The sequence below is a fragment of the Actinokineospora sp. NPDC051303 genome, assembly GCF_055586285.1.
On record NZ_JBVJIN010000013.1, the window covers coordinates 1 to 26,605 of the forward strand.

At 70.6% G+C, this 26,605-nt stretch carries 22 protein-coding genes, 2 pseudogenes and 1 riboswitch; of the genes and pseudogenes, 7 read left to right on the forward strand and 17 right to left on the reverse strand.

Annotation, left to right across the window (positions count from 1 at the left end; all coding sequences use genetic code 11):
- Window positions 1-479 precede the first annotated feature (479 nt).
- The 10 genes from ACZ6SD_RS12605 to typA all read right to left on the reverse strand — a co-directional run bounded on the left by ACZ6SD_RS12605 (window position 480) and on the right by typA (window position 13,503).
- Window positions 480-1,298, reverse strand: a complete 819-nt coding sequence (locus tag ACZ6SD_RS12605; RefSeq protein WP_465317052.1) for a hypothetical protein — start codon at window positions 1,296-1,298, stop codon at window positions 480-482.
- Window positions 1,291-1,728: a hypothetical protein gene (locus ACZ6SD_RS12610; protein ID WP_465317053.1), complete on the reverse strand. Its 438-nt coding sequence runs from the start codon at window positions 1,726-1,728 to the stop codon at window positions 1,291-1,293. Before ACZ6SD_RS12610 ends, ACZ6SD_RS12605 begins: the two co-directional genes overlap by 8 nt.
- On the reverse strand, window positions 1,725-2,606 hold the full coding sequence (gene mshB, locus ACZ6SD_RS12615; protein WP_465317054.1) for an N-acetyl-1-D-myo-inositol-2-amino-2-deoxy-alpha-D-glucopyranoside deacetylase: 882 nt from the start codon (window positions 2,604-2,606) through the stop codon (window positions 1,725-1,727). The genes ACZ6SD_RS12610 and mshB overlap by 4 nt, the downstream gene beginning before the upstream one ends.
- Window positions 2,607-2,846: 240 nt before the next feature.
- Window positions 2,847-3,836: an ABC transporter ATP-binding protein gene (locus tag ACZ6SD_RS12620; RefSeq protein ID WP_465317055.1), complete on the reverse strand. Its 990-nt coding sequence runs from the start codon at window positions 3,834-3,836 to the stop codon at window positions 2,847-2,849.
- A complete protein-coding gene (locus ACZ6SD_RS12625; protein ID WP_465317056.1) occupies window positions 3,833-5,005 on the reverse strand; it encodes an ABC transporter ATP-binding protein in 1,173 nt (390 codons plus the stop codon). The genes ACZ6SD_RS12620 and ACZ6SD_RS12625 overlap by 4 nt, the downstream gene beginning before the upstream one ends.
- Window positions 5,005-5,901 (reverse strand): ABC transporter permease, encoded by an 897-nt coding sequence (locus ACZ6SD_RS12630; RefSeq protein ID WP_465317169.1) that lies wholly within the window; start codon window positions 5,899-5,901, stop codon window positions 5,005-5,007. The genes ACZ6SD_RS12625 and ACZ6SD_RS12630 overlap by 1 nt, the downstream gene beginning before the upstream one ends.
- A gap of 34 nt (window positions 5,902-5,935) precedes the next feature.
- Window positions 5,936-6,934, reverse strand: a complete 999-nt coding sequence (locus ACZ6SD_RS12635; protein WP_465317057.1) for an ABC transporter permease — start codon at window positions 6,932-6,934, stop codon at window positions 5,936-5,938.
- A 129-nt stretch (window positions 6,935-7,063) separates the two neighbouring features.
- On the reverse strand, window positions 7,064-8,863 hold the full coding sequence (locus ACZ6SD_RS12640) for an ABC transporter family substrate-binding protein (protein WP_465317058.1): 1,800 nt from the start codon (window positions 8,861-8,863) through the stop codon (window positions 7,064-7,066).
- Between the two features lie 236 nt (window positions 8,864-9,099).
- Window positions 9,100-10,758 carry an ABC transporter family substrate-binding protein gene (locus tag ACZ6SD_RS12645; RefSeq protein ID WP_465317170.1) on the reverse strand — a complete coding sequence of 553 codons (1,659 nt, stop codon included), beginning with the start codon at window positions 10,756-10,758 and terminating at the stop codon, window positions 9,100-9,102.
- 825 nt (window positions 10,759-11,583) lie between these two features.
- A complete protein-coding gene (gene typA, locus ACZ6SD_RS12650; protein ID WP_465317059.1) occupies window positions 11,584-13,503 on the reverse strand; it encodes a translational GTPase TypA in 1,920 nt (639 codons plus the stop codon).
- 214 nt (window positions 13,504-13,717) lie between these two features.
- On the opposite strand from typA, the gene ACZ6SD_RS12655 reads away from it, so the two are divergent.
- On the forward strand, window positions 13,718-13,876 hold the full coding sequence (locus ACZ6SD_RS12655) for a hypothetical protein (RefSeq protein ID WP_465317060.1): 159 nt from the start codon (window positions 13,718-13,720) through the stop codon (window positions 13,874-13,876).
- Between the two features lie 18 nt (window positions 13,877-13,894).
- On the opposite strand, the gene ACZ6SD_RS12660 is transcribed toward ACZ6SD_RS12655, so the two are convergent.
- On the reverse strand, window positions 13,895-14,194 hold the full coding sequence (locus ACZ6SD_RS12660) for a YciI family protein (RefSeq protein WP_465317061.1): 300 nt from the start codon (window positions 14,192-14,194) through the stop codon (window positions 13,895-13,897).
- A 192-nt stretch (window positions 14,195-14,386) separates the two neighbouring features.
- On the opposite strand from ACZ6SD_RS12660, the pseudogene trpS reads away from it, so the two are divergent.
- Window positions 14,387-15,350: pseudogene (trpS, locus tag ACZ6SD_RS12665) on the forward strand (tryptophan--tRNA ligase).
- Window positions 15,351-15,402: 52 nt separating this feature from the next.
- On the opposite strand, the gene ACZ6SD_RS12670 reads toward trpS, so the two are convergent.
- The 3 genes from ACZ6SD_RS12670 to ACZ6SD_RS12680 form a co-directional block, all read right to left on the reverse strand.
- Window positions 15,403-15,984, reverse strand: a complete 582-nt coding sequence (locus ACZ6SD_RS12670) for a (deoxy)nucleoside triphosphate pyrophosphohydrolase (protein WP_465317062.1) — start codon at window positions 15,982-15,984, stop codon at window positions 15,403-15,405.
- 515 nt (window positions 15,985-16,499) lie between these two features.
- Complete coding sequence (locus tag ACZ6SD_RS12675) at window positions 16,500-17,804, reverse strand: sensor histidine kinase (protein ID WP_465317063.1); 1,305 nt, start codon at window positions 17,802-17,804, stop codon at window positions 16,500-16,502.
- Between the two features lie 32 nt (window positions 17,805-17,836).
- Window positions 17,837-18,568, reverse strand: coding sequence for a response regulator transcription factor (locus ACZ6SD_RS12680; RefSeq protein ID WP_465317064.1), 732 nt, complete (start codon window positions 18,566-18,568; stop codon window positions 17,837-17,839).
- A 129-nt stretch (window positions 18,569-18,697) separates the two neighbouring features.
- On the opposite strand from ACZ6SD_RS12680, the gene ACZ6SD_RS12685 reads away from it, so the two are divergent.
- From ACZ6SD_RS12685 to ACZ6SD_RS12695, 3 genes are read left to right on the forward strand one after another with little or no spacing between them, the layout of a single operon-like run.
- On the forward strand, window positions 18,698-19,774 hold the full coding sequence (locus ACZ6SD_RS12685; RefSeq protein WP_465317065.1) for a LolA family protein: 1,077 nt from the start codon (window positions 18,698-18,700) through the stop codon (window positions 19,772-19,774).
- Complete coding sequence (locus tag ACZ6SD_RS12690; protein WP_465317066.1) at window positions 19,771-20,787, forward strand: ABC transporter ATP-binding protein; 1,017 nt, start codon at window positions 19,771-19,773, stop codon at window positions 20,785-20,787. The genes ACZ6SD_RS12685 and ACZ6SD_RS12690 overlap by 4 nt, the downstream gene beginning before the upstream one ends.
- Window positions 20,784-21,641, forward strand: coding sequence for an ABC transporter permease (locus ACZ6SD_RS12695; protein ID WP_465317067.1), 858 nt, complete (start codon window positions 20,784-20,786; stop codon window positions 21,639-21,641). Before ACZ6SD_RS12690 ends, ACZ6SD_RS12695 begins: the two co-directional genes overlap by 4 nt.
- Window positions 21,642-21,964: 323 nt before the next feature.
- Here the strand turns inward: ACZ6SD_RS12695 and ACZ6SD_RS12700 are convergent, their stop codons facing one another.
- Complete coding sequence (locus ACZ6SD_RS12700) at window positions 21,965-22,969, reverse strand: ABC transporter ATP-binding protein (protein WP_465317068.1); 1,005 nt, start codon at window positions 22,967-22,969, stop codon at window positions 21,965-21,967.
- A gap of 228 nt (window positions 22,970-23,197) precedes the next feature.
- On the opposite strand from ACZ6SD_RS12700, the pseudogene ACZ6SD_RS12705 reads away from it, so the two are divergent.
- Window positions 23,198-23,452 (forward strand): annotated as a pseudogene (locus tag ACZ6SD_RS12705) (IS110 family transposase); the annotation flags it as partial.
- Here the strand turns inward: ACZ6SD_RS12705 and ACZ6SD_RS12710 are convergent.
- On the reverse strand, window positions 23,449-25,038 hold the full coding sequence (locus ACZ6SD_RS12710) for an ABC transporter permease (protein ID WP_465317069.1): 1,590 nt from the start codon (window positions 25,036-25,038) through the stop codon (window positions 23,449-23,451). The pseudogene ACZ6SD_RS12705 and the gene ACZ6SD_RS12710 overlap by 4 nt on opposite strands.
- On the reverse strand, window positions 25,014-26,048 hold the full coding sequence (locus ACZ6SD_RS12715; RefSeq protein WP_465317070.1) for a thiamine ABC transporter substrate-binding protein: 1,035 nt from the start codon (window positions 26,046-26,048) through the stop codon (window positions 25,014-25,016). The genes ACZ6SD_RS12710 and ACZ6SD_RS12715 overlap by 25 nt, the downstream gene beginning before the upstream one ends.
- A gap of 34 nt (window positions 26,049-26,082) precedes the next feature.
- Window positions 26,083-26,175: riboswitch (TPP riboswitch) on the reverse strand.
- A 42-nt stretch (window positions 26,176-26,217) separates the two neighbouring features.
- On the opposite strand from ACZ6SD_RS12715, the gene ACZ6SD_RS12720 reads away from it, so the two are divergent.
- A complete protein-coding gene (locus tag ACZ6SD_RS12720; protein WP_465317071.1) occupies window positions 26,218-26,514 on the forward strand; it encodes a 4a-hydroxytetrahydrobiopterin dehydratase in 297 nt (98 codons plus the stop codon).
- Window positions 26,515-26,605 lie beyond the last annotated feature (91 nt).

The window sequence follows — 26,605 nt, forward strand, 5'->3', positions numbered from 1 at the left end:
GACGGGTGGGGAGCCTTCGGCCCCACGACCACGGCAAGTTTAGGGATCTTCCTTCACCCCCAAAGAAACCACTCCACCCCATCGAGCACCTGGCGGGCGTAGGTGCGGCCTGGCAGCAGAGCGGGTCTGCTGCTCTTTGTTCTGCCCCATCGAGCACCTGGCGGGCGTAGGTGCGGCTTCGTGGGGGGGCAGGTTCGCTTGTGCTCCTTGGCCCATCGAGCACTGGGCGAGCCTGGGTGCGGCTTCGTGGGGGCGGACTGACCGGAAGGCCAGACAGACAGCCAGCCCCACCCGACCAACCACCGCCCCAACCACGCCCGCGACTGCTCTTGATTTGCCGCCCCACAGCCCCACAACAAAACCCCACCCACCCTGGGGGCTGACCCCGCTCCAGTCTATCGGGCCAGGCCGACAGAACAGGCGAGAACGATCTTGCCTGTGGATAACTCGCGATCATGGGGCACCGCTGGCGGCGTGGGTCAGGTGCGTGGGTGGCGAGCGAGCCATTTGTGGGCTTTTTTGGCGGCGCGTTTGAGGGCGCTGCGTTCGCCTAGGTAGTCGGCGGCCATGCCGATTATGGGGAGGTAGCCCAAGGCTCGGTGGTAGAAGCGGCCTTGGGGGCGTTTGTCCAGTTCGTCGCCTAGGGACCAGAGGGTTTGGGCTAGGCGGCGGAGGGCTCGGGCGGTGGCTTTCACCGTGACTTTGCCGTGGCGTTTGGTGGATTCGTCTAGGTCTTCGGTTAGTTTTGCCGCCGCTTCGGTTTCCTGGGCGGGGGTTAGGTGGTCGCCGTGGCCTGCGGCTAGGTGGGGGTCTATGTCTCGGTTGAAGAGGACCTTGGCGATGAGGCGGACTCGGTCCGCCTGGTCTGTCACGCCGTGTTCGGCGGCTATGGCGGAGAGCATGAGGGCTTGGCTGGCCGTGGCCAGGGCGTTCTGGATGGGGAGGCGGTCCGCCAGGGCGCCGCCCAGACCGGGGATGGAGGCCAGCAGCACGGTGACACGACCGACACGGTTGACCCACCAGCGGTCGCGTTGGTCGACCGTCATGGTTTCCCAGGCCGTGGTTCCGGGGAACTGGACGCTTTCCAGGCCGCGCAGCAGCCTTCTGCGCAGGCCGCGCTTGACCTTCGCCAACTCCTGGGCGTCTTCGTGGTCGACGGGGGGCGCGTGGGTGGGCAGGGAACGGCGGACGACGCCTAGGGGGTTGGCGTCGCGGAGGGCGTCGAGCATGGGGGTGGTGGCGCGGACGAACGGGCGCAGCACCGTCACCACCTGCTTGTCGGTGATCCTGTCAGCCACGGGGCATTCCCTTCGCCGGTTGCCTCCCAGTCTTGTCGATCTGGGGCGCTAGCACCGATTGTGCTAGCACGTCGCCTATTTTGATCGTGGCGGGGAAGGCGCCCGCGGCCAGCAGCAGCAGGGTGCGCCAGTCGGCGAGGATGATCATGTCGCCGCCGGGGACGACCACCAGGAACGCCAGCAGGGTGGCCAGCCAGACGAACAGCGGGCCGCCCGCGACCGCGGCTTTGCGCTTGATCCGGCCGGCGCTGACGACCAGCCGCGGCAGGGTCAGCGCCGCCACGACGATGGTGATCGGGAACGGGATGCCGCCGAGGTCGGGCAGCACCCGGCCGTCAAGGCGCAGGGGCAGGAACAGCACCTCGAACAGAGCCAGCACCACGCTCACGACCAAGAGCCAGGCGTAGCGGGCGGCCTCACCGACGCTCACCGGTCGGCGCCCACGTGCTCGACGGGGGCCAGGCCGCCGAAGACGTCCGCGGTGGCGGCGGCGACGCTGTCGGACGTGCCGTTGGCCAGGATGTAGGACTCGTGATCGATGACGGGCTGGGCGACGCCGTTGGACAGCGCGTAGCTGTGCTGGCCGTCCTGTCCCTGCCAGACGCTTACCTGGGTCGCATGGGCGCGCAGGGCCCGCAGTTTGGCGGGCAGGTGGTCGGCGATGGCGACCGTGGTGGTGATCTCCGCGTCGTCGACCACCGACAGCTCGCCGGGCTCGGGCAGCCGGAACGGCAGGTCTTCGACACCGGCGAGGGCGGCCAAGCCCGCTTCGACAGCCCGTCTAGACACCACCGCGTAGTACAGGCGGGCGATCTCGGGCACGCCCGCCGCGGCGGCGACGGTGATCTCGTGGGCGCGGATGTGGTCGGGGTGGCCGTAGCCGCCGTCGGGGCCGTAGGTGACCACGACCTGGGGGCGGACGTCGCGCAGGATCGCCGCCAGCGCCTCGGTCTGCTCGGCCGGGTCGCCCTTGACGAACGCGCGCGGGTGGTCGTTCGCGGGCACGCCCGCCATGCCGGAGTCACGCCAGCGGCCCATGCCGCCGAGATAGCGGTGGTCGGACACGCCGAGCGCGGCGCAGGCCGCGCGCAGTTCGGCGACCCGGTAGCCGCCGAGTTGGTCGGCCGCGTGCGCGCCGAGCTGGGCCAGGGACTCCGGGATGATCTCCCCCTCTTCGCCGAGAGTGCAGGTGACCAGGGTGACCTGGACGCCCGCGGCGGCGTAGCGGGCGATGGTCCCGCCGGTCCACAGGCTCTCGTCGTCGGGGTGCGCGTGGACGAGCAGCAGTCGTGGTGGGGCAGTGAGCATCGGGTTCAGCCTTCGCGATTCCTCGCCTGCCGCTGCGGGCGGGCGCTGCACAGGTAGGGCAATCGCCTGCGCGCGAACGTGCGCCGCGCACCGTGGCGGGGGAACATCCCCCGTTGGCAGACAGTACTACGCCCGCACGCCGCGCCACGGAAGAACACTGCGGAAGGGCAGACAGTGCTCTGTGGCGAGACAGGACCGTGGCAAGACAAAAACTGGCAAGAAAGAACCGGCAAGACAGAGCTAGGGCAGGACAGCGCGTTCCTCGGCGAAGTGGCAAGCGGACAAGGTGCCGCCGTGCGCGCGCAGCGGTGGTTCCTCTTGCGCGCAGATGTCCTCGGCCTTCCAGCAGCGGGTGCGGAACCGGCAGCCCGACGGCGGGGACACCGGGCTCGGGACGTCGCCGGTAAGCACGATGCGCTGCCGCCGCCGTTCCAGGCGCGGGTCGGGCACGGGGACGGCGGACAGCAGCGCCTGGGTGTAGGGGTGGCTGGGGTGGCCGTAAATGGCGTCCCGGTCGCCTATCTCGACAATCTTGCCCAGGTACATCACCGCGACCCGATCAGAGATGTGCCGCACCACCGACAGGTCGTGCGCGACGAACAGGTAGGCCAAACCGAGCCGCTCTTGCAGTTCCTCCAACAGGTTCACCACACCCGCCTGCACCGAGACGTCCAACGCCGACACCGGCTCGTCCAGCACGATCAGCTTCGGGTCCAGCGCGAGGGCGCGGGCGATGCCGATGCGCTGGCGCTGGCCGCCGGAGAACTCGTGCGGGTAGCGGTTGCGGTGCTCGGGGTTGAGGCCGACCAGTTCGAGCAGTTCGTCCACCCGGTGCTGGACGCCGGTGGTGCGGCCGTGGATGCGCAGCGGCTCGGCGACGACGTCGTTGATCTGCCAGCGCGGGTCGAGAGACGCGTAGGGGTCTTGGAAGACGATCTGCAGGTCGCGGCGCAGCGGGCGCAGTTGCGCCGGGGTGAGCGTGGTCAGTTCGCGGCCGTCGAACCGGACGGAGCCGGAGGTGGGCTTGTGCAACTGGAGGATCGCGCGTCCGGTGGTGGTCTTGCCGCAGCCGGATTCGCCGACCAGGCCAAGGGTTTCGCCTTCGCTCAGGTCGAAGCTGACCCCGGAGACGGCCTGGACGTGCCCGACCGTGCGCGGGATGATCCCGCCGCCGCGCACCGGGAAGGACTTCACCAGGTTCTCGACGCGCAGCAACGGCTCCCCGGTCATGCCCGCCCGCCTTTCTCTTCCGCCGCAAGGGAATCAACCGCGCCGGATTCCGCCGTGCCAGGTTCCGCTGTGCCAGGTTCCTCGATGACCGGGATGTCCGGGTCGGCCGCGGTGAGCGCGGCCGGGTTCTCCAGCACGCCGATCTCCTCGTGCTCGAACAGCGACCGCGGGCTGCCCAGGGTCGACAGGTGCCGCCAACGGTGGCACCGGGTGGCGTGGTCGGCCCGTTCGGTGGGCGACAGCAAGGGCTCGGTCGTGCGGCACTCGTCCTCGGCCAGCGGGCAGCGCGGGGAGAACGCGCACCCGGTGGGCAGGTTGATCAGCGACGGCGGCGCGCCCTTGATCGGGGTGAGCCGCTTGCCGAGCGTGGCCGGGTTGGGCAGCGAGCCGAGCAGGCCCACGGTGTAGGGCATCCTCGGGTAGTCGAACAGCTCGTCAACCGGCCCGGACTCGACCACCGTGCCGCCGTACATGACCTGCACCCGGTCGACCATGCCCGCCACGACGCCGAGGTCGTGGGTGATCATGACGATGGCCGTCGCGGTCTCGTCGCGGATGCGCAGCAGCGTCTCCAGGATCTGCGCCTGCACGGTGACGTCGAGCGCGGTGGTCGGCTCGTCGGCGATGATCACATCCGGGTCGTTGATGATGGCCATGGCGATCACCACGCGCTGGCGCATGCCGCCGGAGAACTCGTGCGGGTACTGCTTGGCGCGGCGGTCGGGCTGCGGGATGCCGACCAGTTCCAGCGCCTCGACGGCCTTGGCCCACGCCGCCTTCTTCGACACCGTGTGGTGGGCGCGGTAAGCCTCGGCGAGCTGCCAGCCGATCGTGTAGACCGGGTTCAGGGACGTCATCGGGTCCTGGAAGATCATGGCGACGCCGTTGTTCCGCACGCTCCGCATGTCCTGGTAGGACAGGCCGACCAGCTCGCGGTCGCGGTAGCGGATGGAGCCGGTGACCTTCGCGCCCGCGGGCAGCAGGCCCAGCACCGCCATCGAGGACACCGACTTGCCGGAGCCGGACTCGCCGACGATGCCGAGCACCTCGCGCGGGCGCAGTCCGTAGGAGACCCCGCGGACAGCGTGGACGTCGCCGTCGTCGGTCGGGAAGGTCACCGACAAGTCCTCGACGGCGAGAACCGGGTTATCGACCATGGTCGCGGTCATCAGGCACGCACCTTCGTCTGCCTCGGGTCGAACGCGTCACGCAGGCCGTCGCCGATGAAGTTCACCGCGAGCGAGAGCAGCACGATCACCACGAACGGGCCCCAGAACAGCCAGGGCCTGCTGGTGATCTGCGAGTAGTTCTCGTTGATGATCAGCCCCAGCGAGGTGTCCGGCGGCTGCACGCCCAGCCCGATGAACGACAGCGCCGCCTCCGAGAGCACGGCGGTGGCGACCGCGAGCGTGGTGTTGACGGTGATCGTGCCGACCATGTTCGGCACCAGGTGCCGGAAGATGATCCACCGGGTGCGCGCGCCAGCGGCGCGGGCCGCCTCGATGAACTCGCGCTGCGCCAGCGACAGCGTCTCGCCCCGGGTGATCCGGGCGGTCTGCATCCAGGCGAACGCGGCCAGGATGAACGCGACGGTGTACCAGCTCCCGTCGAACGCGCGCACCAGGATCGCGGCGACCGCGATCTGCGGGATGATGAGCATGAGGTCGGTGAACCGGCTGATAGCGCTGTCCACGAACCCACGCAGATACCCGGCGACAGCGCCTAGAGCCACGCCGACAATGGTGGAGCCGAGCGCGACGACCAACGCGATCTGCACCGACAGCCGGGTGCCCACGATGAGCTGGGCCAGCATGTCCTTGCCGGTCTGGTTGGTGCCCAGCGGGTGCGCCGGGCTGGGCGGCAGGTAGCCGCGGCTGCTGGTGTCGTCCACCGGGATCGTCCAGAACAGCGGCCCCAGCAGGCCGAACAGCACGATCAGGGTGAACACGGCCAGGCTCGCGACGGCGAGGCGGTGGCGGAAGAAGCGGCGCAGCACCAGGGTGCTCTGCTTGCGCGCTTTCGTGGCGTCGAACTCGGTCGTGACCACGGTCCCGGCCGCGGGCACGCCGCTGGGCTGCAAGGGGTTGGCTATCGGGTCGCTAGGCAAGGCGAATCCTCGGGTCGAGGATGCCGTACATGAGGTCGGCAACCAGGTTGAACACGACGACCAGCGCGGCGGTGACCATCAGCCAGCCCATCAGCATGTTGGGGTCGAACGTCCGGACGGACTGCACCAGCAGGTTGCCCATCCCCTTCCAGCCGAACACGGTCTCGGTGATGATCGCCCCGGAGAACAGCACGGCGGCGTTGAGCGAGAACAGCGTGGTCACCGGGATCATCGCGTTGCGGAACGCGTGCCGGAAGATCACCCGCCGCTGGGAGATGCCCTTGGCGCGGGCGGTGCGCACGTAGTCGGAGTTCAGCGTCTCCAGCATCGAGGCGCGCTGGAAGCGGCTGTAGGCGGCGAAGCTGATCAGCGTCAGGGTCAGCGTCGGCAGCAGATAGGTGCCGGTGTAGGAGAAAAGCCAGTCGCCGAAGTCGCCGCTGAACCCGCCCTCGGCCGGGCTGACGGTGGTCAGCCACCGGTCCATGCCCAGGCTTTCCAGCAGGTTGTTGAACTGGATGCCGTAGGTCTTGAGGATGACCGCGACGCAGACCACGGGCATCGAGAACATCAGGAACGCGCTGGACGTGGCGAGGTAGTCGAAGATCGAGTACTGCTTCACGGCGGCGAGCACGCCGACCGCGACGCCGAGCACGATGGCCAGCACCTCCGCGCCGATCACCAGCCGGGCGGTGACCCACAGGCCGCGCATGACCGAGTCGAAGATGTCGACCTTGGCCTGCCCGAGCGCGATGCTCTGCCCCCAGTCGCCCTGGAGGAAGTTCACCAGCCACTTCCAGTAGCGCACGACGATCGGCTGGTCCAGCCCGAGGCTGGCCTCAAGGGCGCGGACCTGGGCCTCGGTGACGCCCGGCTTCGCCCGGAACTCGCCCGCCGGGTTCCCGGCCTTGGCGACCATGAAGAAGCACAGGAAGCTGCCGACCAGCAGGATCGGGACGGAGATCAGCAGCCGTCTGACGATGAAGCGAATCACGGATGACTCCTCGGTGGGGCGCCCGCCCGGTGTTCCCGGTCGGAGGCCGATGGGCGGGACCGGACTTGTGGTCCGGCCCCGCCTGCCTTTCGGCGCCGCTGGGCGGCGGATCGACGTCGACTGAGTCGACTAAGAGGTCTTGACCCACTCGTTGGCGTTCCAGAGAGCGCCGTTGTAGGACTGGAAGTAGACCTTGTCGATGCCCTTGAACGCCCACATGTTCGGAAGCTGGAACAGCGGCAGCGAGTAGTTGTCGGCGGCCAGCAGCTTGTCGGCCTCCTGGTAAGACGCCCGGCTCTTAGCCGCGTCTAGGTTGCTTACCGCGTCGTTGAAAGCCGCGTCTACCTTCGGGTTGGTATACGCCGACCAGTTCTGTCCGCCGCCGGTCTCGTAGATCGACTTCTGCTGCGACTTGAACGGCGCGGCCGACCAGGCGAACAGCGCGATGTCGTAGTCGCCCTTGCTGACCCGGGTGTCGAGGAAGTTCGAGTCGGTGTCGTCCACGATCTCGAAGCCCGCGGCCTTGCACTGGGACTGGATCAGCTCGACGGTCTGCTTGCGGCGCGGGATCGCGGTGTGGCTGATCTTGAGCGTGACCTTCTCGCCGTTCTTGGTCGCGAAGCCGTCACCGCCGAAGGTGAAGCCCGCGCTTTCCAGCGTCTTCTTGGCCTCGGCCGCGTCGCCCTTGTACTGCGCGTAGTTGTCGGTGTAGCCCTCTTCGCCCTGGAAGAACGTCAGCGAACCGAGCGGCTTCGCGTTCTCCAGCACCGGGCGGATCAGCTTGTCGGTCAACTCTTCGCGGTTGACGCACTGCATGAACGCCTTGCGCACGGCGGCGTCGGCGAGCCACTTGTTCTTGTAGTTCAGGTCCAGGTGCTCGAAGGCCAAGCCGTTGGCCGCGCCGAAGATCACCTGCTGGCCCGCCAGGCCACGCAGCCGCTCGGCGGCGTTGGCGTCGGGCTGGGCCATGGAGTTGACGTGGACGTCGCCGTTCTCCAGGGCTTGGGCCTGGGCGACCTGGTCGGCGATGCCGCGCAGCACGATCTTGGCCGGGCCACCGGGCTTGCCCGCCCACTTGGGGTTGCGCTCCAGGGTGACCGAGTTGTCCTGCTCGAACGCGGTGATGACGTACTGGCCGGACGAGGGCATCAGGGCGGCGTCGAAGCCGTTCCACTTCGTCTTCCAGAACTCGGCGACCTTGGCCAGCGCGGCCTGGTCGCCGCCGGTCGGGGTCAGCGTGGTGACATCCGCGACGCCGGTCGCCTTCTCCAGGACGTGCGCGGGCAGGATGTCGGTCTGCACGCCGAAGAGGCCCTTGTAGTCCGGGTAGGTGGTGCTGAAGGTGGTGACGACCTCGGTCGGGGTCTTGCACTCGACCTTGTCGATCAGCTCGTAGCCGGTGGTGCCCGCGGCGGTGAACAGGTCCTTTCCGTCCCCGTCCTTGGCCTTGCCGGTCTGGCTGAGCCAGGTCAGGTAGAAGTCGTCGCAGTCCCACGGCTCGCCGTCGGACCAGACGATCCCCGGCTTGATCTTCCAGGTGACCGCCTGCGGCGACTCGCTGGTGACCTCGACGCCTTCCATGACGTCCTTGTTGAGCAGGACTTTGTTGTTGCCGTCCAGCTTGTACGCGCCGGACAGCACCATGGTCACCGCGAAGACGTTGTAGGAGTTGTTGGCGTCCGAGGTCTGGTTGTTGTACGCCGTGTACGGGTTGTCTGTCGACACGATGAACGTGTCGTTGGATTGCGGCACCTCAGGCGAGGTGTACTCCTCACCCGACTGGCCTTTCGAGACCGCCATCGCCGCGACGTCGCCAGTGGGCTCGGTGGCGCCGCCGCCGTCCCCCGTCGTACCGCCGCAAGCGCTCAATAAGAGCGAGGTACCCACGACCGCCGCGATCGCAGGCAGCGAGCTTCTCTTAGTCGACACGTGCCCTCCTAGCACAGGGCCCCACACGGCCGGTCAGACCGATCGGAGCCCAACCCATCACGCCCCCAACGAACCGTTGGGCGGCGCACTAGAGGGGGACGCTAGGAACTGAGCGCGGTCCCGGTCACCGGTCGCCAGCCGATCGTGACCAAAGGGTGACTCCGGGTGCGGACACGAAACGCGACTGTTACCAGACGGTAGGTAACAAAAATCGGTCCTACTCTGAGTGGGCTAGCTCACTGAATCGTCCGCCGCCACAGCGGAGCCGTCGCGAACGGGCCGACGAACGGCGGTCCGACAGTCACCCCCGTCATCTCGCGGCGCACGACGAGAGTGTCAGCTTCCTGATACAGCGGGACCGCCACCGCCCGGCTCCAGAGGGCGGGCTCCAACTCGGTCAGCGCGTCCGGCAGCGCCATGGCCCCGGTCAGCGTCGCGTCGATGGTCTGCTGGAGGGCCGGGTCGCAGAAGCCCGCCGGGTTGGCCGGGGTCCCCGGCTCGGTCCGCGCGCAGCCGAACCGGGTGGCGAGCAGCGTGGCCGGGTCGCCAGCGGCGGGCTGCGGGACAACGGCGAGATCCACCTGGGTCGCCGGGGCGGCCGTCCGAGGAGCGAGCAGGTCGGTGAACAGCCCGTCGCCAGTAGGGGTGACCAGCCGCGACTGCACGCCGCTTGCGGAAAGCTGCCGCTGCAACTCCCGCGCCATCGCCACGTACTCCTGCCGGTCCTCCGGGGCGCCGATGACCAGGTTGAGCGGGGCGTCGCCGAGCGCCCACCCGCCGTCGACCCGGGTGTAGCCGGCCTGGGTGAGCAGGCTCTCCGCCAACGCCGGGTCCGGCCCGGCAGGCGCGGTCGCGGTGTACCCGGGGGCGCTGGGAGCGAGCACCTGGGCATTGGCGGACAAGGTGGACGCGGGCCCGCCTTCGGTGCCCGCCCGCACCAGGGCGGCCCGGTCGATCAACGCGGCCACGGCGGCCCGGACGCGCTGGTCGCCCATGGTTTGCGTCACCGGCCGCAGCAGGACCGTCGCGACGGTCGGCCGGGGCACGGTCTGCGTGGTCGCCGCGGGCCGCAGACTCGTGAACGCGGTGACCCCCTCGGCGTCGGGCGTGGTGAGCGCGATCTGGTTGTGCCCCGCGCGCAGGGCGCCCGCGATACCGCCGGTGTCGCCGCGGCGCAGGATGATCCGGTCAAGCGGCACCGGGGCTTCCCAGTAGCGGTCGTTGCGCTCCAACACGACCTCACCGCGGTCGCGGTCAAGCCCCTTCATGGCGAACGGGCCGCCGCTGACCGGGAAGCCGTCGCGCAGCACATTCGCCCAGCCCCCGGGGATGTCCTTGAGCAGGTGCGCGGGCAGCAAACCGGAGAACAGGCTCCGCCACCCCGGGTACGGCTTGGCGAAGGTCACTTCGACAACTCGGCCCGCCTCCCGGGCGGAGATGTTCTCGATGAGCGCGTAACCAGCGCCGTCCACGACGCCGGGTTCTTCGCGAAGCTGCTCCCAGAGATAGACGAAGTCCTCGGCGGCGATGGGGGCGCTGTCCGACCAGGAGGCTTCAGGACGCAGCCGGTAGGTGACGGTGTACGGCTCGGCCTTGGTGACTTCGGCGGAGACCATGAGAGTGCGGTCCAGCGTGGGCGTCCCGTCGGCGGCCGGGCGGAAGACCGAGGGGAGCAGAACACTGGCGAGCGCGGTGGTGATCGTGGACTGGTCGGCGAGCTTGTGCGGGTTGTAGCCGCCCCGGAGGCTGTCGACGCCGACGATCACTTCACCGGGGTTGGGCTGGCGGGTGGGCTCGGTACGCGCCACCTCGGTCGTGACCAGCGGGGGCGGGGGCGCGTTGGTGCAGCCAGCTAAGCAGGCGGCGGCCGCGGTCAGGGCGGCCCAGGTCCTCATCCGCACGTCGGTCCTCCTCCCCCAGGTCTGACCATGTTTGCAGATTGGGGTGTGGGGGTTGCAGGTGGCCTTTTGCTTGGGTTCTGTCTGCTTGCTGGGGTTTCGTTGCGGCTGGGTTTCGTGGGGTCCGCTCGATGGGGTGGAGTGGTTCCCGGGTTGGCTTGGCGGGGTCTGCTCGATGGGGTGGAGTGGTTTCTTCGGGGCCCCTACGAAGGAAGATCGCCGTGTGAAAGACGGGTGGGATGCCTTCGGCCTCACACGTGCGGAGCCAGCTTAGCGATCTTCCTTCTCCCCCGAAGAAACCACTCCACCCCATCGAGCACCTGGCAGGGCCGGGTTTCTGCTGGTAGGTGCTCGGGTTCGCTGTTCGGTCTGCACCACCGGCACCTGGCAGGGGCGGGTCCGGCTGGCAGGAGCGTGGGTTCGCTGACTCCAGCTCTACCAGGTGCCTGGCGGCGTTAGGTGCGGTTGGCAGTTGGGCGGGTTCGCTGTTCCGCTCCATCGAGCGCCTGGCTGGGCGACCTGCTTGGGCTTGGCGGGCGGGCCAAGTGCGTACCGTGCCTGCGAACCGCCCTAGTGTCGGCTACCTGGCGGGCAGGTCGACAAGTCCGGCCGGAAGACCCGCAAAAGCCCGCTGTCAACGCCCAACCGTGCCCGCGAAAATCGTTTCTCCAAGCCCCGCAGCACCCACAACAAACCCCCACCCTCCCTGGGGGGCGGCCCCGCTCCAGTCTACCGGGGTGGGCCGACAATTTGGGTGAGAATGATCTTGCCTGTGGATAACTCGCGGCGCCGGGGGGTGCCGGCGCCGCGAGGTGGGGGAGGTTACTTCTGGTCCCTGGCCTTGTCGCGGGAGCGCTGGCGGCCTCGGGTGGTGGCGTCGAGGATGACCTTGCGGACTCGGACTACTTCGGGGGCCACTTCGACGCATTCGTCGTTGGCGCAGAACTCCAGGGCCTCTTCCAGGCTCAGTTTGCGGGGCCTGGCGAGGGTTTCCATGACGTCAGCGGAGGAAGAGCGCATGTTGGTGAGCTTCTTCTCCTTGGTGACGTTCACGTCCAGGTCCTCGGCGCGGGGGTTCTCGCCGACGACCATGCCCTCGTAGACCTCGGCGCCGGGCTCCACGAAGAAGGTGCCTCGGTCGGCGAGTTGCAGCATGGCGTAGGCGGTGACCGGGCCCTGGCGGTCGGCGACCAACGAGCCGCTGTGCCTGCTGCGGATTTCGCCCGCCCAGGGGAAGTAGCCCTCGAAGATGGCGTTGGCGATGCCGGTGCCGCGCGTCTCGGTGAGGAAGTCGGTGCGGAAGCCGATCAGGCCGCGGGACGGGACGACGTACTCGACCTTGATCCGGCCGGTGCCGTGGCCGCCCATGTGCTCAAGGCGGCCCTTGCGGGCGGCCAGGAGCTGGGTGATGGCGCCCAGGTGCTCCTCGGGCGCGTCCACGGTCAGGCGCTCGAACGGCTCGTGCAGTTTGCCGTCGATCTGGCGGGTGACGACCTCGGGCTTGCCGACGGTCAGCTCGAAGCCCTCGCGGCGCATCTGCTCGACCAGGATGGCCAGGGCCAACTCGCCACGGCCCTGGACCTCCCAGGCGTCGGGGCGCTCGGTGGGCAGCACCCGGACGCTGACGTTGCCGACCAGTTCGCTGTCGAGGCGGCTCTTGAGCATGCGCGCGGTCAGCTTGTTGCCGCCGTTGCGGCCTGCCAGCGGCGAGGTGTTGACGCCGATGGTCATGGAGATCGCGGGCTCGTCCACGGTCAGCCGGGGCAGCGCCACCGGGTTCTCCGGGTCGGCCAGGGTGTCGCCGATGGTGATCTCGGGGATGCCCGCGATGGCGACCAGCTCACCGGCGCTGGCCTCTTCGGCGGGCACGCGGTCGAGGGCCTCGGTGATCAGCAGCTCGGTGATGCGCACGTTGGCGACCGTGCCGTCCTCGCGGCACCAGGCCACGGTCTGGCCCTTGCGGATGCGGCCGGCGTGGATGCGGCAGAGCGCGATGCGGCCGAGGAAGCTGGACGCGTCGAGGTTGGTGACCAGGGCGCTGAGCGGGGCGGAGGCGTCGGCCAGCGGCGCGGGCACCTTCTCCATCAGCAGGTCGAACAGCGGGTCGAGGTTCTCGCTGTCGGGCAGGCCGCCGTCCTCGGGCTGGGTGAGGCTGGCCCGCCCGGCGCGCGCGGAGGCGTAGACGACGGGCAGGTCGAGGACCGACTCGTCCAGGTCTTCCAGCTCGGAGGCCAGGTCGAGCAGCAGGTCGTGGGTCTCTTCGACGACCTCGGCGATGCGGGCGTCGGGCCGGTCGACCTTGTTGACCACGAGCACCACGGGCAGGCCGGAGGCCAGCGCCTTGCGGAGCACGAAGCGGGTCTGCGGCAGCGGGCCCTCGCTGGCGTCGACCAGCAGCAGGACGCCGTCGACCATGGCCAGGCCGCGTTCGACCTCGCCGCCGAAGTCGGCGTGGCCGGGGGTGTCGACCACGTTGATGACGACCGCGCCGTCGGGGGTCTGGCGGCGGACGGCGGTGTTCTTCGCCAGGATCGTGATGCCCTTCTCCCGCTCAAGCTCGCCGGAGTCCATGACCCGGTCGACAAGCTCGGCGCGGGCGGCGAAGGCCCCCGACTGGCGGAGCATCGCGTCGACCAGGGTGGTTTTCCCATGGTCGACGTGCGCGACGATCGCGACGTTGCGAAGATCGTTCCTACGGGTTTCGGTCGCGGTCAGCGGGGCGCTGGCGGTCGCTGTGGGCACGCGCGTGCTCCTGGTTCCTTCTCAGACGTTGAGGGCAGCCCACAGATCCGGTCAACAGCGGGTCGACGCTGAAGGGGGCGCCCGGCGCAGCAAACTAGCTGCTACTGGCTAGAACAGGATACCTCCCGGCCCGGTGTGACCAGCACCACCCGGCGATCAAGGAAGGTTACCCTACCCTAAGGCGAACGGTTCACCGGCGAACGGAGCAGCGGGAATGGGCGCGAAGCATGTGGGCACACCCGCCGACGCGGTGAAGAAGCTCATGAAAAAGGGCAAAGTCAAGAAGAAGTGCTGCCGCTCGAAGTCGGCCTGCAAGAAGTGCCCGGTCCTGGCCCTCAAGCGGGTCAAGGCCGAGCTGAGCAAGGCCGCCTGAGCGGTTGTCCGGGCCGCGTCAGCCCGTCAGCGCCTCGTTCACCAGCGCGAGTTCCTGGCAAGTGCGACTCGCCTGGAACTCGATGATCTCGTAGTGCGCGAGGCTCCGCTCGGAGAACGGGTCGGTGGCCAGCAGGGCGGTGAGCTTGTCCCGGTTCATCGGCCGGGTGATGATCACCCCGCCGGTGCGCGGGTTGCGCCGCCCCGAGGCCAGGAAGTAGCCCGCCTCGTACTGCCTGCCCAGCCACGCCACGTGGTCGGGCAACGCGTAGTCGATCTCTTCCAGCGGAGCCGTGTAAGTGATCAGTACGACGAACATGGTTTCACGGTAAACCTTGGCGCTCCGGTTCCGCGCGCGCTAACGTCGCATCGATGCGAACTCTCAACGTCTCCCAGTGGCAGGCCGCCGACCGGCGGCCCTGACAGCCATGCGTTGAGCAACCCCAGGCCGCCCACTCGGGCGGCCTTTTCGCTGTTCTCGGGTGGGCTCCGACCAAGGAGAAACCCGAAGATGACCCGCCTGTCCGCGATCACCCCGTCCGGCCACGCCCACATCGGCAACCACCTGGGCGCCGTCCGGCGCTGGGCCCGCGAGGGCCGCCCCGGCGACCTGTACTTCGTCAGCGACCTGCACGCCATGACGGTGTCCTACAACCCGGCGCGGCTGCGCGGCCTGTCCCGCGAGCTGCTGGCGGTGCTGGTCGCGACGGGCATCGATCCGGACCAGGTGTTCGTCCAGTCCGACCTGGTGCGGGAACTGGGGGCGCTGAGCTGGGTGCTGGAGTGCGCGTGCTCGTTCGGGGAGGCGGCCAGGATGACGCAGTTCAAGCAGAAGTCCGACGGCCAGGGCATGGTCCGGCTCGGCCTGCTGACCTACCCGGTCCTGATGGCCGCCGACATCCTGCTGTCCGGCGCGGACGAGGTCCCTCGGCGAGGACCAGACCCAACACGTCGAACTGGCCAGGAGCCTGGCGCGGCGCTTCAACACCACCTACGGCGAGGTCTTCACCGTGCCGACGGCGGTGACCCCGCCAACCGCGGCCAGGGTCATGGACCTATCCGATCCCGGGCGGAAGATGTCGAAGTCCACACAGGACGCCGCGGGCACGGTGTTCGTCCTGGACGACCCCGACCTGATCCGCCGCAAGATCCGACGCGCGGTGACCGACAACGAGGCGCGCCTGGAGTACCGCCCTGAGCACCAGCCCGGCCTGGCGAACCTGCTGGAGATCCTGGCGGCCTGCCTGGACAAGTCCCCACGCGAGGTCGCCGCCGGATACCGGTCCTATGGGGAGGTCAAGAACGCCACGGCCGAAGCGGTGATCGAGGAACTGCGGCCAGTCCGCACCCGGGCCACAGACCTGCTGCGCGACCCAGCCGAACTGGACCGAGTCCGCGCCACCGGCGCGGCCCACGCCACCGAACGCGGCGCCCACCGCCTGGCCGCGGCCCTACGCCTATCCGGCGTCGGCTGAACCGCTGTGTGGCCTTGACCGGGGTAGTCCGCCCCCGGTCAAGGCCACCCTCTTATCGCAAGAGGGTGCGCAGAGCGGGAAGCAAGACACGGTCCGCCGGAAGCCAGTCAACGGTGTCAAGAGTCCCCTCGGTAAGCCACCGAACACTCCGGTGATCCCGCACCTCCGGCTCACCCCCCACAAGAGTGGCGGCATAGATCCGCAACACCAGAGCGTCGGTCAACACGACATCCGGCCCCACCGGCTCCCCCACCGCCACACTGATCCCCAATTCCTCATCGCACTCCCGCCGCACCGCGTCCACATCGGACTCCCCCGGCTCGACCCGCCCACCCGGCAACTCCCACTTGCCCACCGCATCAACCGGATACGCGCGTTCCTGAGCGAGCAACCGCCCGTCCCGCACCACCGCCGCCCCCACCACAACGGCAGCGGACGCTATCTCGACCGCCCGCCCAGCAACCCGCTCCACCACCGACCGCGCCCAACCCCCCGGCCGCCACCCGTCGACCACACAACTCACCCGCGCCCCCACCCCGAACGGCTCAACCACCACCTCCAGCGCCCGCACCCCAGGCACCCCACCCACCGCCACCGCCCGCAGCCCACCCACCCCCACATCGACAACCCGCAACCGCGAACCCCCCGCCCGCACCACATCCCCAGGCGCGAGCAACCGATCCCCACCAGACACCCCAACCACAGCCGCCTCACTCAATGCGGCCGACACCGCCCGCACAGAAGCAGGAACCAAAGCAGAGACACGATGAACGGACATACCCAAGATCCTGCCGCCAGCCCCCCACCCCCAGGGACCCGCATCCCAAGACCTCAACGACTACCCGCAGGCTCGCCTAGCACTCGATGGGGTGGAGCAGCATGGACACCCGCCCACCTGCCAACCGCACCCATGCTCGCCAGGTGCTCGATGGGGGCGGAGACAGCGAACCCAAGCCCCCAACCAGCAGGAACCCGGCCCTGCCAGGTGCTCGATGGGGTGGAGTGGTTTCTTCGGGGGAGAAGGAAGATCGCTAAGCTGGCTCCGCACGTGTGAGGCCGAAGGCATCCCACCCGTCTTTCACACGGCGATCTTCCTTCGTAGGGGCCCGAAGAAACCACTCCACCCCATCGAGCCCACCCACACGAAGATCACTGAGGCCGAGCAATCGCCCGCCAGCTCACCAGAAACCGAGCCCCACCCTCAGGCGACTCCCCCACCCGCACAGCCCCACCCCGCCGCCGCACAACCTCAGCGACCAACGCCAACCCAAGCCCAGTGCCACCACTGCTCCGAGCACGATCATCCTGCACCCGGTAAAAGCGATCGAACACCCGAGCACGATGCTCCGGAGCAATACCGTGCCCGTCATCGTCCACCACGATCCGAGCGGACGTCACACCCGCCAACACAGTGACCGTCACACTCGCACGGGCGTGCCGACAAGCGTTGCGCAGCAGGTTGTCCAGCACCAGGTCCACTTCGGACGGAGCGGCCAGCACCCAGCACGGCCTGGGCGGCACGTGCACCTGCACCGCTGGCCCGTCCCCGGAGCACCGGGCAGCCGCGTCGACCGCCGCGACGCTGAGATCGACCGGCTCGGCTGACGGAAGCTCGCCCGCGTCAGACCGCGCCAAGGTCAGCAGACCGTCGACCAGAGCGGACAAGCGCTCAGACTCGCGCACGACTTCCGTCAGCACTTCCTGGGACAGTTCCGGGTCCGGGTGGGCGACGGCGACCTCGGCCTGCACCCGGATCGAGGCGACCGGTGAGCGCAGCTCGTGCGCGGCGTCCCCGGTGAACCGGCGCAGGCGGTCAGCGGCCTCGTCCCGCCGGGCCAGCAGGTCGTTGAGCGCGCCAGCCAGGGAACGCAGCTCGTCGTGGGCCTCAGGCAGCGGAAGCCTGCGTCCGGCCCCGAGCCGGGCGGCGGCGGTCCGCATCCGCTCGACCGGCCGCAGCGAGGAGCGGACCGCGAACCAGGTCGCCAGGGCGGCGGTGGCGGCGGCCAGGACAGCGCCGACGATCAGCCAGCGCAGCGCGTGCCCCTGCGCCGCCGTGTAGCCGACCAGGCCGGTGCCGACGGCGACCAGCCGCTGCGCGCCGTCCGGGGCGGTGGCGACCGTGCCGAGCCAGCGCGCGGGCGGGCTGTCGCCTTCGCGCAGCACGGGGGTGCCCGCTTTGAGGACGCGGACGTCCGCGGGGGCCAGCGCGGGCGGCGGGCCGCCGTCGACCGGGGCTCCCGCGGTGTCCAGGACGCGGACCTGGATGTTCGGCGACCCCGGCTCGACCGGCTGCCCCCGCTCGACCTGCGCGGTGGCCGAGGTCAGGGCCGAGGTCAGCTCGGCGTCGGCGGCGCCGACCAGCAGCGGGCCGATCATGCCGCTGGTGAGCCACGCCAGGCCGATGAGCACCGCCAGGGTCGCCGCGGTGGCGACCGTGGTGACGCGGAAGCGCATGGAGCGCCGGAGCCAGAGGCTACGCGGGCGGATCACCTCGGCGGCGCGCCAGCCGGGTCGAGCGCCGCGTCGATCTCCGTGGTGGAGGCGAGGTAGCCGTGGCCGCGCACGGTGCGCACGATGCCGCCCGCGCCCGCCGCGTCGAGCTTGCGGCGCAGGTAGCCGACGTAGACCTCGACGGCGTTGCGGGTGGCGGCCTGCTCGTCGCCCCAGACCGCGCGCAGCAGCTCGTCCTTGGTGACGACCGCCCCGGCGCGGCCCGCGAGCGCGTCGAGGACGGCGAACTCGCGCGGGCTCAGCGCGACCGGGTTGCCCGCGAAGCTCACCTCGCGGGCGCCGCGGTCGACCACGAGCTGCCCCAGCCGCAGCCTGCGCCCGCCGTCCTCGGCGCCGCGGCGCAGCACGGCCCGCACCTGCGCGACGAGCACGACGAAGGAGAACGGCTTGACCAGGTAGCCGTCCGCGCCGAGGTCGAGGCCGTCGGCCTGGTCGATCTCGCCGTCCTTGGCCGAGACCAGCAGCACCGGGGTGCGCACGCCCTCGTGCCGCAGCCGCTCCAGCACCCGGTAGCCGGACAGGCCGGGCAGCATGATGTCAAGCAGGATCACGTCGAAGGTGCCGGTCATCGCGATCCGCAGCGCGCTGGGTCCGTCCCCGGCGACCACCACGTCCATGCCTTCCGCGGTGAGCCCGCGTTGCAGCGCCCGGCGCACGCCGAGCTCGTCGTCGACCACCAGCACCCGAGGCTTCACGTCTGCCATCATGGCCGTTCGGCGCAGGTCCCGGCACGGCTTCTCAGCGGTCTCTCAGCAGCCGGGGCGCTCTCAGCGCCATCTCAGGTGCTCCGGCGCACTCTTCTAGGGCGGGAACAACGACCCGAACAGGGAGAAGCAATGAACAGGAAAAGGACGGCGCTGGCCGTCGCAGCGGCGGGGACGGCCACCGGGGTGGTCGGGCTGGTCCTGATCGCGACCCCGGCAGGCGCGGGCGAGGCTCCGCCCGCGCTGCCGGAGATCAGCGCCGAGGCGCTGGTGCAGTCCGTGCTCGACGCCGACGCGCCCGCGATGGCCGGAGCCGTGGAGCTGCGCAACGACCTCGGGCTGCCCCTGCCGGGCCTGCCGCAGGGCAAGCCGGGCGAGGACATCGCCCGGATCTACGCCGACGGCCAGGGCCGCGCCCGGGTGTCGGTGGACGAGGGCGGCTCCGAGCGCACGATCGTGCACGACGGGTCGACTACCTGGATCTGGAACTCGGCCACCCGCTCGGTGCAAAAGATCGAGGGCGGCCCCGACCAGGAGCGCGCCGAGAAGATAGCCGACCCGGCCACCGCGGCCCGCGACTTCGTCGCCCTGATGCGCAAGGACAGCACGGTCACCGTCGACGGCACCGCGCGCGTCGCCGACCGGCCCGCGTACCAGCTGGTGCTGACCCCGAAGCCGACCGAGCGCACGCTGCTGCGCGAGGTGCGGATCGCGGTCGACTCGCAGACCCGGCTGCCGCTGCGGCTGGACGTGCTGGCCAACGGCCAGGCCGAGCCCGCGCTGCGGGTCGGCTTCACCGAGTTCGCCACCGGCGCGCAGGACGCGAACCTGTTCTCGTTCACCCCGCCCGCCGGGGCGAAGGTGACCGAGGGCGAGCGGGCGCGGCCGTCGAAGCAGGAGCGCACCGACGCGCTCGACGGCCTCGACCTCAAGCACGTCGGCGAAGGCTGGGACACCGTGCTGACCGGCAAGCTGCCCGCCGACGCGCTGACCCGGCAGGCGCCCGAGGCCAAGTCCGACCGCGGCTCCCGCGGCCCGGCCACCGGGCTCGACCTGCTCAAGCAGGTCGGCAAGGAGGTCAGCGGCCCGTTCGGCTCCGGCTACGTGGTGACCACCAAGGTCGGCACGGCGCTGGTGACCACCGACGGCCGGGTCGCGCTCGGCGCGGTGCCGCAGCAGGTCCTCGTCGACGCGCTCGGGCAGCGGTGAGCGGCGTTTCCGAGGGGACGGTCGCGGCGCCAGCCGCGGCCGTCCCGCCCGCCGCCCGCACGCGGGGGCTGCGCAAGGTCTACCGGGGCACGGTCGCGGTGGACAGCGTGGACCTTGAGGTGCCCACGGGCGCGGTGCTGGGGATGCTCGGCCCCAACGGTTCCGGCAAGACCACGACCATCCGGATGCTGCTCGGCCTGGTGACGCCCACCGCGGGCGAGGTCGAACTGCTCGGCCAGAAGATGCCAGACGGGGCGGCGCTGGCGCTGCCCGAGGTGGGCGCGCTGGTGGAAGGCCCCGGATTCCACCCGTTCCTGTCCGGGCGGGAGAACCTGATGCGGGTCGCCGCGGCCGAGCCGCTGCTGACCTCCGCGCGCATCCCCGGGGCCGTCGCCGACGCGCTGGAGCGGGTCGGGCTGACTCGGGCGGCGGGCAGGCGCTACCGGGGGTACTCGCTGGGCATGAAGCAGCGCCTCGGCCTGGCCTCGGCGCTGCTGGTTCCGCGCCGGTTCGTCATCCTCGACGAGCCGACCAACGGCCTGGACCCGGCGGGCACCCGGGAGGTGCGGGCGGTCATCGCCGACCTGCACGCCGCGGGCACCACGGTGCTGGTGTCCTCGCACCTGCTCGCCGAGGTCGAGGCGACCTGCACGCACGTGGCGGTGTTGAACCAGGGCACCGTCGTCGCCCAGGGCGAACTGGACGCGCTGCTGGAGGCGGGCAGCGCGAACCTGCTGGTGACCACCCCGGAGGTGACCCGGGGGGTGGAGGCGCTGCGCGACCACCGCATCCCCGCCCGCGCCGTCCCCGACGGGCTGCGCGTCGACCTCACCGCGACCACCGCGCCGCAGGTCGTGGAAACGCTGGTCCACGCGGGCGTCCCGGTGCACGAGGTGCGCAGGCAGCGCACCGGCCTGGAAGACCTGTTCGCCCGGCTCACCGAGGACACCAACGTCATCGAAGACGCCGCCCTGGACGACCTGGCCACCTTGATCCCCGAGGACGCCCGATGACCGCCATGACCGTGTCCGCCCCGCTCACCGCCCGCCGCGCCCCGCTGCTGCGGCTGATGCGCTCGGAACTGCGGATGATGCTGCGCCGCCCGCGCACCCTCATCGGCCTGGGCCTGCTGGCCCTGGTGCCGGTCGTCGCGGGCATCGGCATCGCGATCGCCACCGACGCCAACAGCGACGAGCCGATGGGGCAGGGCCTGGAGTCGCTGGTCGCGGGCAACGGGCTGCTGCTTCCGGTGTTCGCGCTGGTGGTGTCGCTGAACATGCTGCTGCCGCTAACCGGGGCGATGCTCGCCGCCGACGCCCTCGCGGGCGAGACCGCGCACGGCACCCTGCGCAACCTGCTCACCGCGCCGGTCGGCCGGGCCCGGCTGCTCGCGGTGAAGGCGTTCGGCGTGGCCACCGTCAGCCTGCTGGCGACCCTGCTCATGGCGGTCACCGGCATCGTCGCGGGCGTCCTGCTGCTCGGCGGCGAGGGCATGCTGACCGCGTCGGGCACCCAGCTGCCGTTCCTCGACGGCGTGGGCCGGGTGCTGCTGACCGTGGTCCTGGTGACCGTGCAGGTGTGGGCGCTGGCCGCGGTGGCGCTGGCGGTGTCGGCGTGGACCGAGCACCCGCTGATCGTCGTGGTGGTGTCGCTGGGGCTGGTCATCCTGTCCGGGGTGCTGAGCGTCATCCCGGCCCTGGACTGGCTGGACCCGGTGCTGATCACCACCAGCTGGCAGTCGGTCAGCGACGTCGTCAGCGACCCGCTGCCCACCGGCTCGATCACCGAGGGCCTGCTCCGCGCGGCCTGCTACATCGCGATCGGCTATTCCCTGGCGCTGTCCCGAATGCTCACCCGCGACGGCTGACCCAAGCGGCTCAGCCGGGGCACATCAGCCCGGGGAGGCTCAACCCGGGCGGGCCAGCCCGAGAACGGCTCAACCCAGGCACACCAACCCAGGGGCGGCTCAACCCGAACCGGCCAGACCGAGAACAGCTCAACCCGGGCACACCAACCCAGGGATGCTCAGCCGGAGCACACCAGCCCGGGACGGCTCAGCCCAACCCGACCCATCCGGGGCAGCGCACTCCGGGGCGGAGCCACCCGGCCCGGCCGGGGGCGGGCGGACGTGCGGTCGCACCGGGGGGCGCGGCCGCACGTCCGCTTGCCCGGGATCGCGGGCGCCGCCGGTCAGCCCAGCACCGCGAGGCCGTCCGGGTCCAAGGCCAGTCGCACGGCGGTGCCCACGTCCGGCGCGTCCGCGACCCCGGCCACCGCGTCGACCACGCGGGTCCCGGTGTCCACCACCAGCCGCACGTGGTCGCTGCGGTGGACGCGGGCGGTCACAGTCGCCTCGGTCGGGCCGTCGCCGACCCGCAGACCAGTGGGCCGCAGCCCTAACCGGACCTCGCCGCCCGGAGCCCACGGCAGCCCGACCGAGCCGAACTCACAGGTCACCCGCCCACCGGCAACCCGCGCGTCGACCACGAGGCCGCACCCGAGGAACCGTGCGGTGTCCTCGTCCACCGGCCGCCGCCACACCTCGTCCGGCCGCCCCACCTGACTGATCCGCCCACCGCGCATCACCGCGACCCGGTCGGCCAGGGTGAACGCCTCGTCGTGGTCGTGGGTGACCAGCAGGGCTGTGGCGCCAGCCGAGCGCAGGACCCGGGACAGGTCGAGGGCCAGGTTCTCCCGCAGCGCCCGGTCCAAAGCGGACAGTGGCTCGTCCAACAGCAGCAACCGGGGCCGAGGCGCCAATGCCCGCGCCAGCGCCACCCGCTGCTGCTCCCCGCCGGACAACTCGGTGACCCGCCGCGCCCCGTAGCCCGCGAGCCCCACTAACTCAAGCAACTCCCCCACCCGCGCGCCCCGCTCCCCCTTGGCGACGCCGTGCATCCGCAGCCCAAAGGCCACATTGCCCGCGACATCCTGGTGCGGAAACAGTTGCCCATCCTGGAAGACCAGCCCGAACCCGCGCCTGTGCACAGGGGTCCCCGCGAGATCGACCCCGTCCCACCGCACCACCCCCGCATCCGGCCGCTCCAACCCCGCCACCGCCCGCAACAGCGTCGACTTCCCACACCCCGATGGCCCGAGCAACGCCACCACCTCACCATCGGCTACCGCGATGTCCACACCGGACACCGCGGCCACCGCCCCATACCGCACGGTGATCCCCTCAACCCGCAGCACAGTCCCCACCCCCTTCGCAAGTTCCACTCTGCCGCATACGCCCGACAACTCCGCGGCCAAACCTTGAGTTATCCACAATGGCCGAAGTTGTCCACAGATTTCCCGCCTACCTTCCGCCGGAGCCAATCCCCGATAAACTGGAGCGGGGCGGTTCCCGTTGCCGTCTTCGTGGCTCCTGATCATGGAACTCTGGTCGCCAGGCTCGGCATGACTGACGCCTCAGTCGGTGACGCCGCCCGGTCCCTGCCGCATACGCCGCGGCCGGTCGATGTCGGCCACGAGGCGCCGACCGAGCTGGACGTGCAGGTCGGGTTCGAAGACGACCTGGCAGGCGAGTCCACTCGGCTCGGCAACCGCACCCGAGGGCTGCTCACCGGCATTCACCCAGCTCTGGAACGCGCGATCCGCCCGAAGACCGCCCACCCGCCGTGCTGGAGATCCTCTCGCGGTGGCCCGACCGGCATCACGCGAGGCGGGCGTCAGAACTCGCCGACTGAGCCGACGCGGAGGCGGTCTACGAGCAGGACGATGGCGACGGTGACCAGCATCAGCAGGGTGCAGGCCGCGTAGGCCATCTGGTTGTTCAGTTCGCCGGGGCGGGACACGAGTCTGCCGATGACGACCGGGAGGGTGGCGGCGTCCGGGCGGACCAGGAAGCTGGTGGCGCCGAACTCGCCGAGGGCGATGACGTAGGCGAAGGCGGTGGCGGCGAGGCAGGAGCGGCCCGCCAACGGGATGTCGACTTCCCGCAAGACGCGCCAGGGGGAGGCGCCGAGGGTGGCGGCGGCTTGGCGGAGGCGGTCGTCGATCGAGCGGAGGACCGGCAGCAGGGTGCGGATCACCAGTGGGGTCACCACCAGCGCCTGGGCCAGTGGGACCAGGGCCGCCGAGGTCCGCAGGTCGCCGGGGAGGGCGTCGAGGGTGATCAGGTAGCCGAAGCCGACCGTCACCGCGGACACGCCCAAGGGCAGCATCAGCGCGGTGTCCATGGCCTCCACGAGCCGCGACCGCGCCCTGCCCAGGGTCACCAGCACCACCGAGGCCACCACGCCGAGCAGCAACGCCAGCAGGGTCGCGTCGGTGGCGACCCGCACGGAGTTGATCGCGGCGTCCACTCCGGACACTTGCAGCGAACCGCGGTATCCCGTTCCCGCCAACGCGCGGTACCCGTCGAAGCCCCAACCGTCTGATGTGGACAGAGAGCGCACGACCAGGGAACCGATGGGCACCAACAACAACGCCACGACCACATACGCCGCGGCCACCACGGCCCATTCACCGCCGACTGGTCGGCGCGCGGTCTCCACCCGACCGCGCAGCCGCAACGAGGTCTCCCGCCGCCGACGCGCCACCGCCCCAGCGACCAGGGCAGCCACGACCGCGGCGAGTTGGAGCAGGGACAGCGCCGCCGCGCCCGGCAGGTCGAGCAGTTCGACCGTGCGCAAGTAAATCTCGGTCTCCAGCGTCCGGTGCCGCGCGCCACCGAGCAGCAGCACGACGCCGAAACTGGTGGCGCAGAACAGGAACACGACCGCGGCGGCTGAGCCGATCGCGGGGGTCAGCGCGGGCAGCGTGATCGAGGTGAACGTCCGCCACCGCGACGCCCCGAGCGCGCGGGCGGCGTCCTCGGCGCGACGGTCCACATGCGACCACAGCCCACCAACGGTGCGCGCGACCACCGCGACATTGAAGAACGCGTTGGCCAGCACGATCGCGGCCACGCCGCCGTCGGGCAGCAGCGACCGAAAAGCCAGGCCGACGACCACGGTCGGCAGCACGAACGGCACCAGGATCGCCGCCCGCACGAACCCGGTTCCCGGCAAAGCGCAGCGCGCCAACAGAAACGCCACCGGCAGGCCCGCGAGCAACGCGACCAGCGTCGACGCGGCAGCCTGCGCCAGGGTGAACGCGACGAGGTCCCAGGTGTCGGCGTCAGCGAGCACCTTCCCGACTCCGCCGCCCGCGAAACCGAGCCGGATGATCGCCGCGACCGGCCACACGAAGAAGACCGCGAGGAACCCCAGCGGCAGCGCGGCCGCCAGGGTCACCGCGCGACGGCCGCGCGCCACTGCTCGATCCACCGCTCCCGGTTCGCCTGGATGTCGCGCGCGGGCAGCGCGGCCGGATTTTCCGGCAGCGGCGCCGCTTTCCGCCACGCCTCGGGCAGCGCGACGCCGTCGCGCGCCGGGTAGACGTACATCTTGTCCGGGACCTGCGCCTGGAACGGCTCCGACAGCAGGAAGTCCAGCACCTCGCGGGCCGCGTCGGGGTTCTTCGCGCCCGCCAGCACACCCGCGTACTCGACCTGGCGGAAACAGGTGCCCAGGACCGCGGCGGTGCGCGGCAGCCCGTCCGCACCGACCTCCGCGGACGGGGACGACGCGTACGACACCACGATCGGCCGCGGCCCCTTGCCCGACGAGCCGGAGAACTCCTGCGTGTAGGCCTCTTCCCAGCCGCTGACCACCTTCACCCCGTTGGCCCTGAGCCGTTCCCAGTAGCCGACCCAGCCCTGGTCGCCGAACCGGGCGATGGTGCCGAGCACGAACGCCAGCCCCGGCGACGAGGTGGCCGGGTCCTCGACCACCAGCAGGTCCTTGTACCTGGGGTCGGCCAGGTCCTCGTACGTCGTGGGCGCGGGCAGATTCCGTGCGGCGAGCGCGGCGGTGTCGACGTTGACGCACACGTCGCCCACGTCCACCGCCGTCACCCGGCCGGTGTCGTCCACGGCGTAGCGCTGCGGGCCCTTGGCCGCCTCGGGGCTGCGGTACTCGGCGAAGACGCCCTCGTCGAGCGCGCGCGAGGTGAAGGTGGTGTCGACGCCGAACGCGACGTCGCCGACCGGGTTGGCCTTGGTGAGCACCAGTTGGTTGGTCAGCGCGCCCGCGTCGCCGCTCTTGCGGACGTCGATCCGCACGCCGGTGTCGGCGCGGAACCTGTCCAGCAGCGCCGGGTCCACCTCGAACGAATCGTGGGTGACCAGGACGACGGAACGCTCACCGGGCTGCTCGCCCGAGCCGCCCACCGAGCAGCCAGCGGCGGCCAAGGCCACCGCGACCAGGGAGACGATGCGACGCATGACGGTCCTTCCTCGCGGCGGGCGCGCCACGAGGACCTCCCTGCGCGGGCATGATCCCGATCAGGTGTGGACGGTCAGGGGCTGCGTGCCCCCCTCTCAGCCCGGCGCGGCACCGGACTCCCGTGGCGGTGACGAGCGTACGCCCGCGCCGGGGGCCACTATGGGGACCATGGCTGAACTGCTGAGCGATGAGGACATCGGCAAGGCGCTTGGCGTGCTGTCGGAGTGGCGGCTGGAAGCGGCGACCCTGGTGCGCGAGGTCGAGTTGCCCGACTTCCCGCACGCCATCCAGGTGGTCAACCGGGTCGCCGAGATCGCCGAGAACGACAACCACCACCCCGACATCGACATCCGCTGGCGCACCCTCACCTTCCGGTGCAGCACGCACTCCGCGGGCGGCATCACCGCGCTGGACGTGTCACTGGCCCAGGAGATCGACGGCGTGGTCGAGGCCATGCGGGCCTGAGCGGGCGCGGGGGGGGAGAAAGGGGGGGGGGGGGGGGGGGGGGGGGGGGGGGAAAGGGGAAGGCACCCCACCCGGGGGGGCGCCCCTCCCT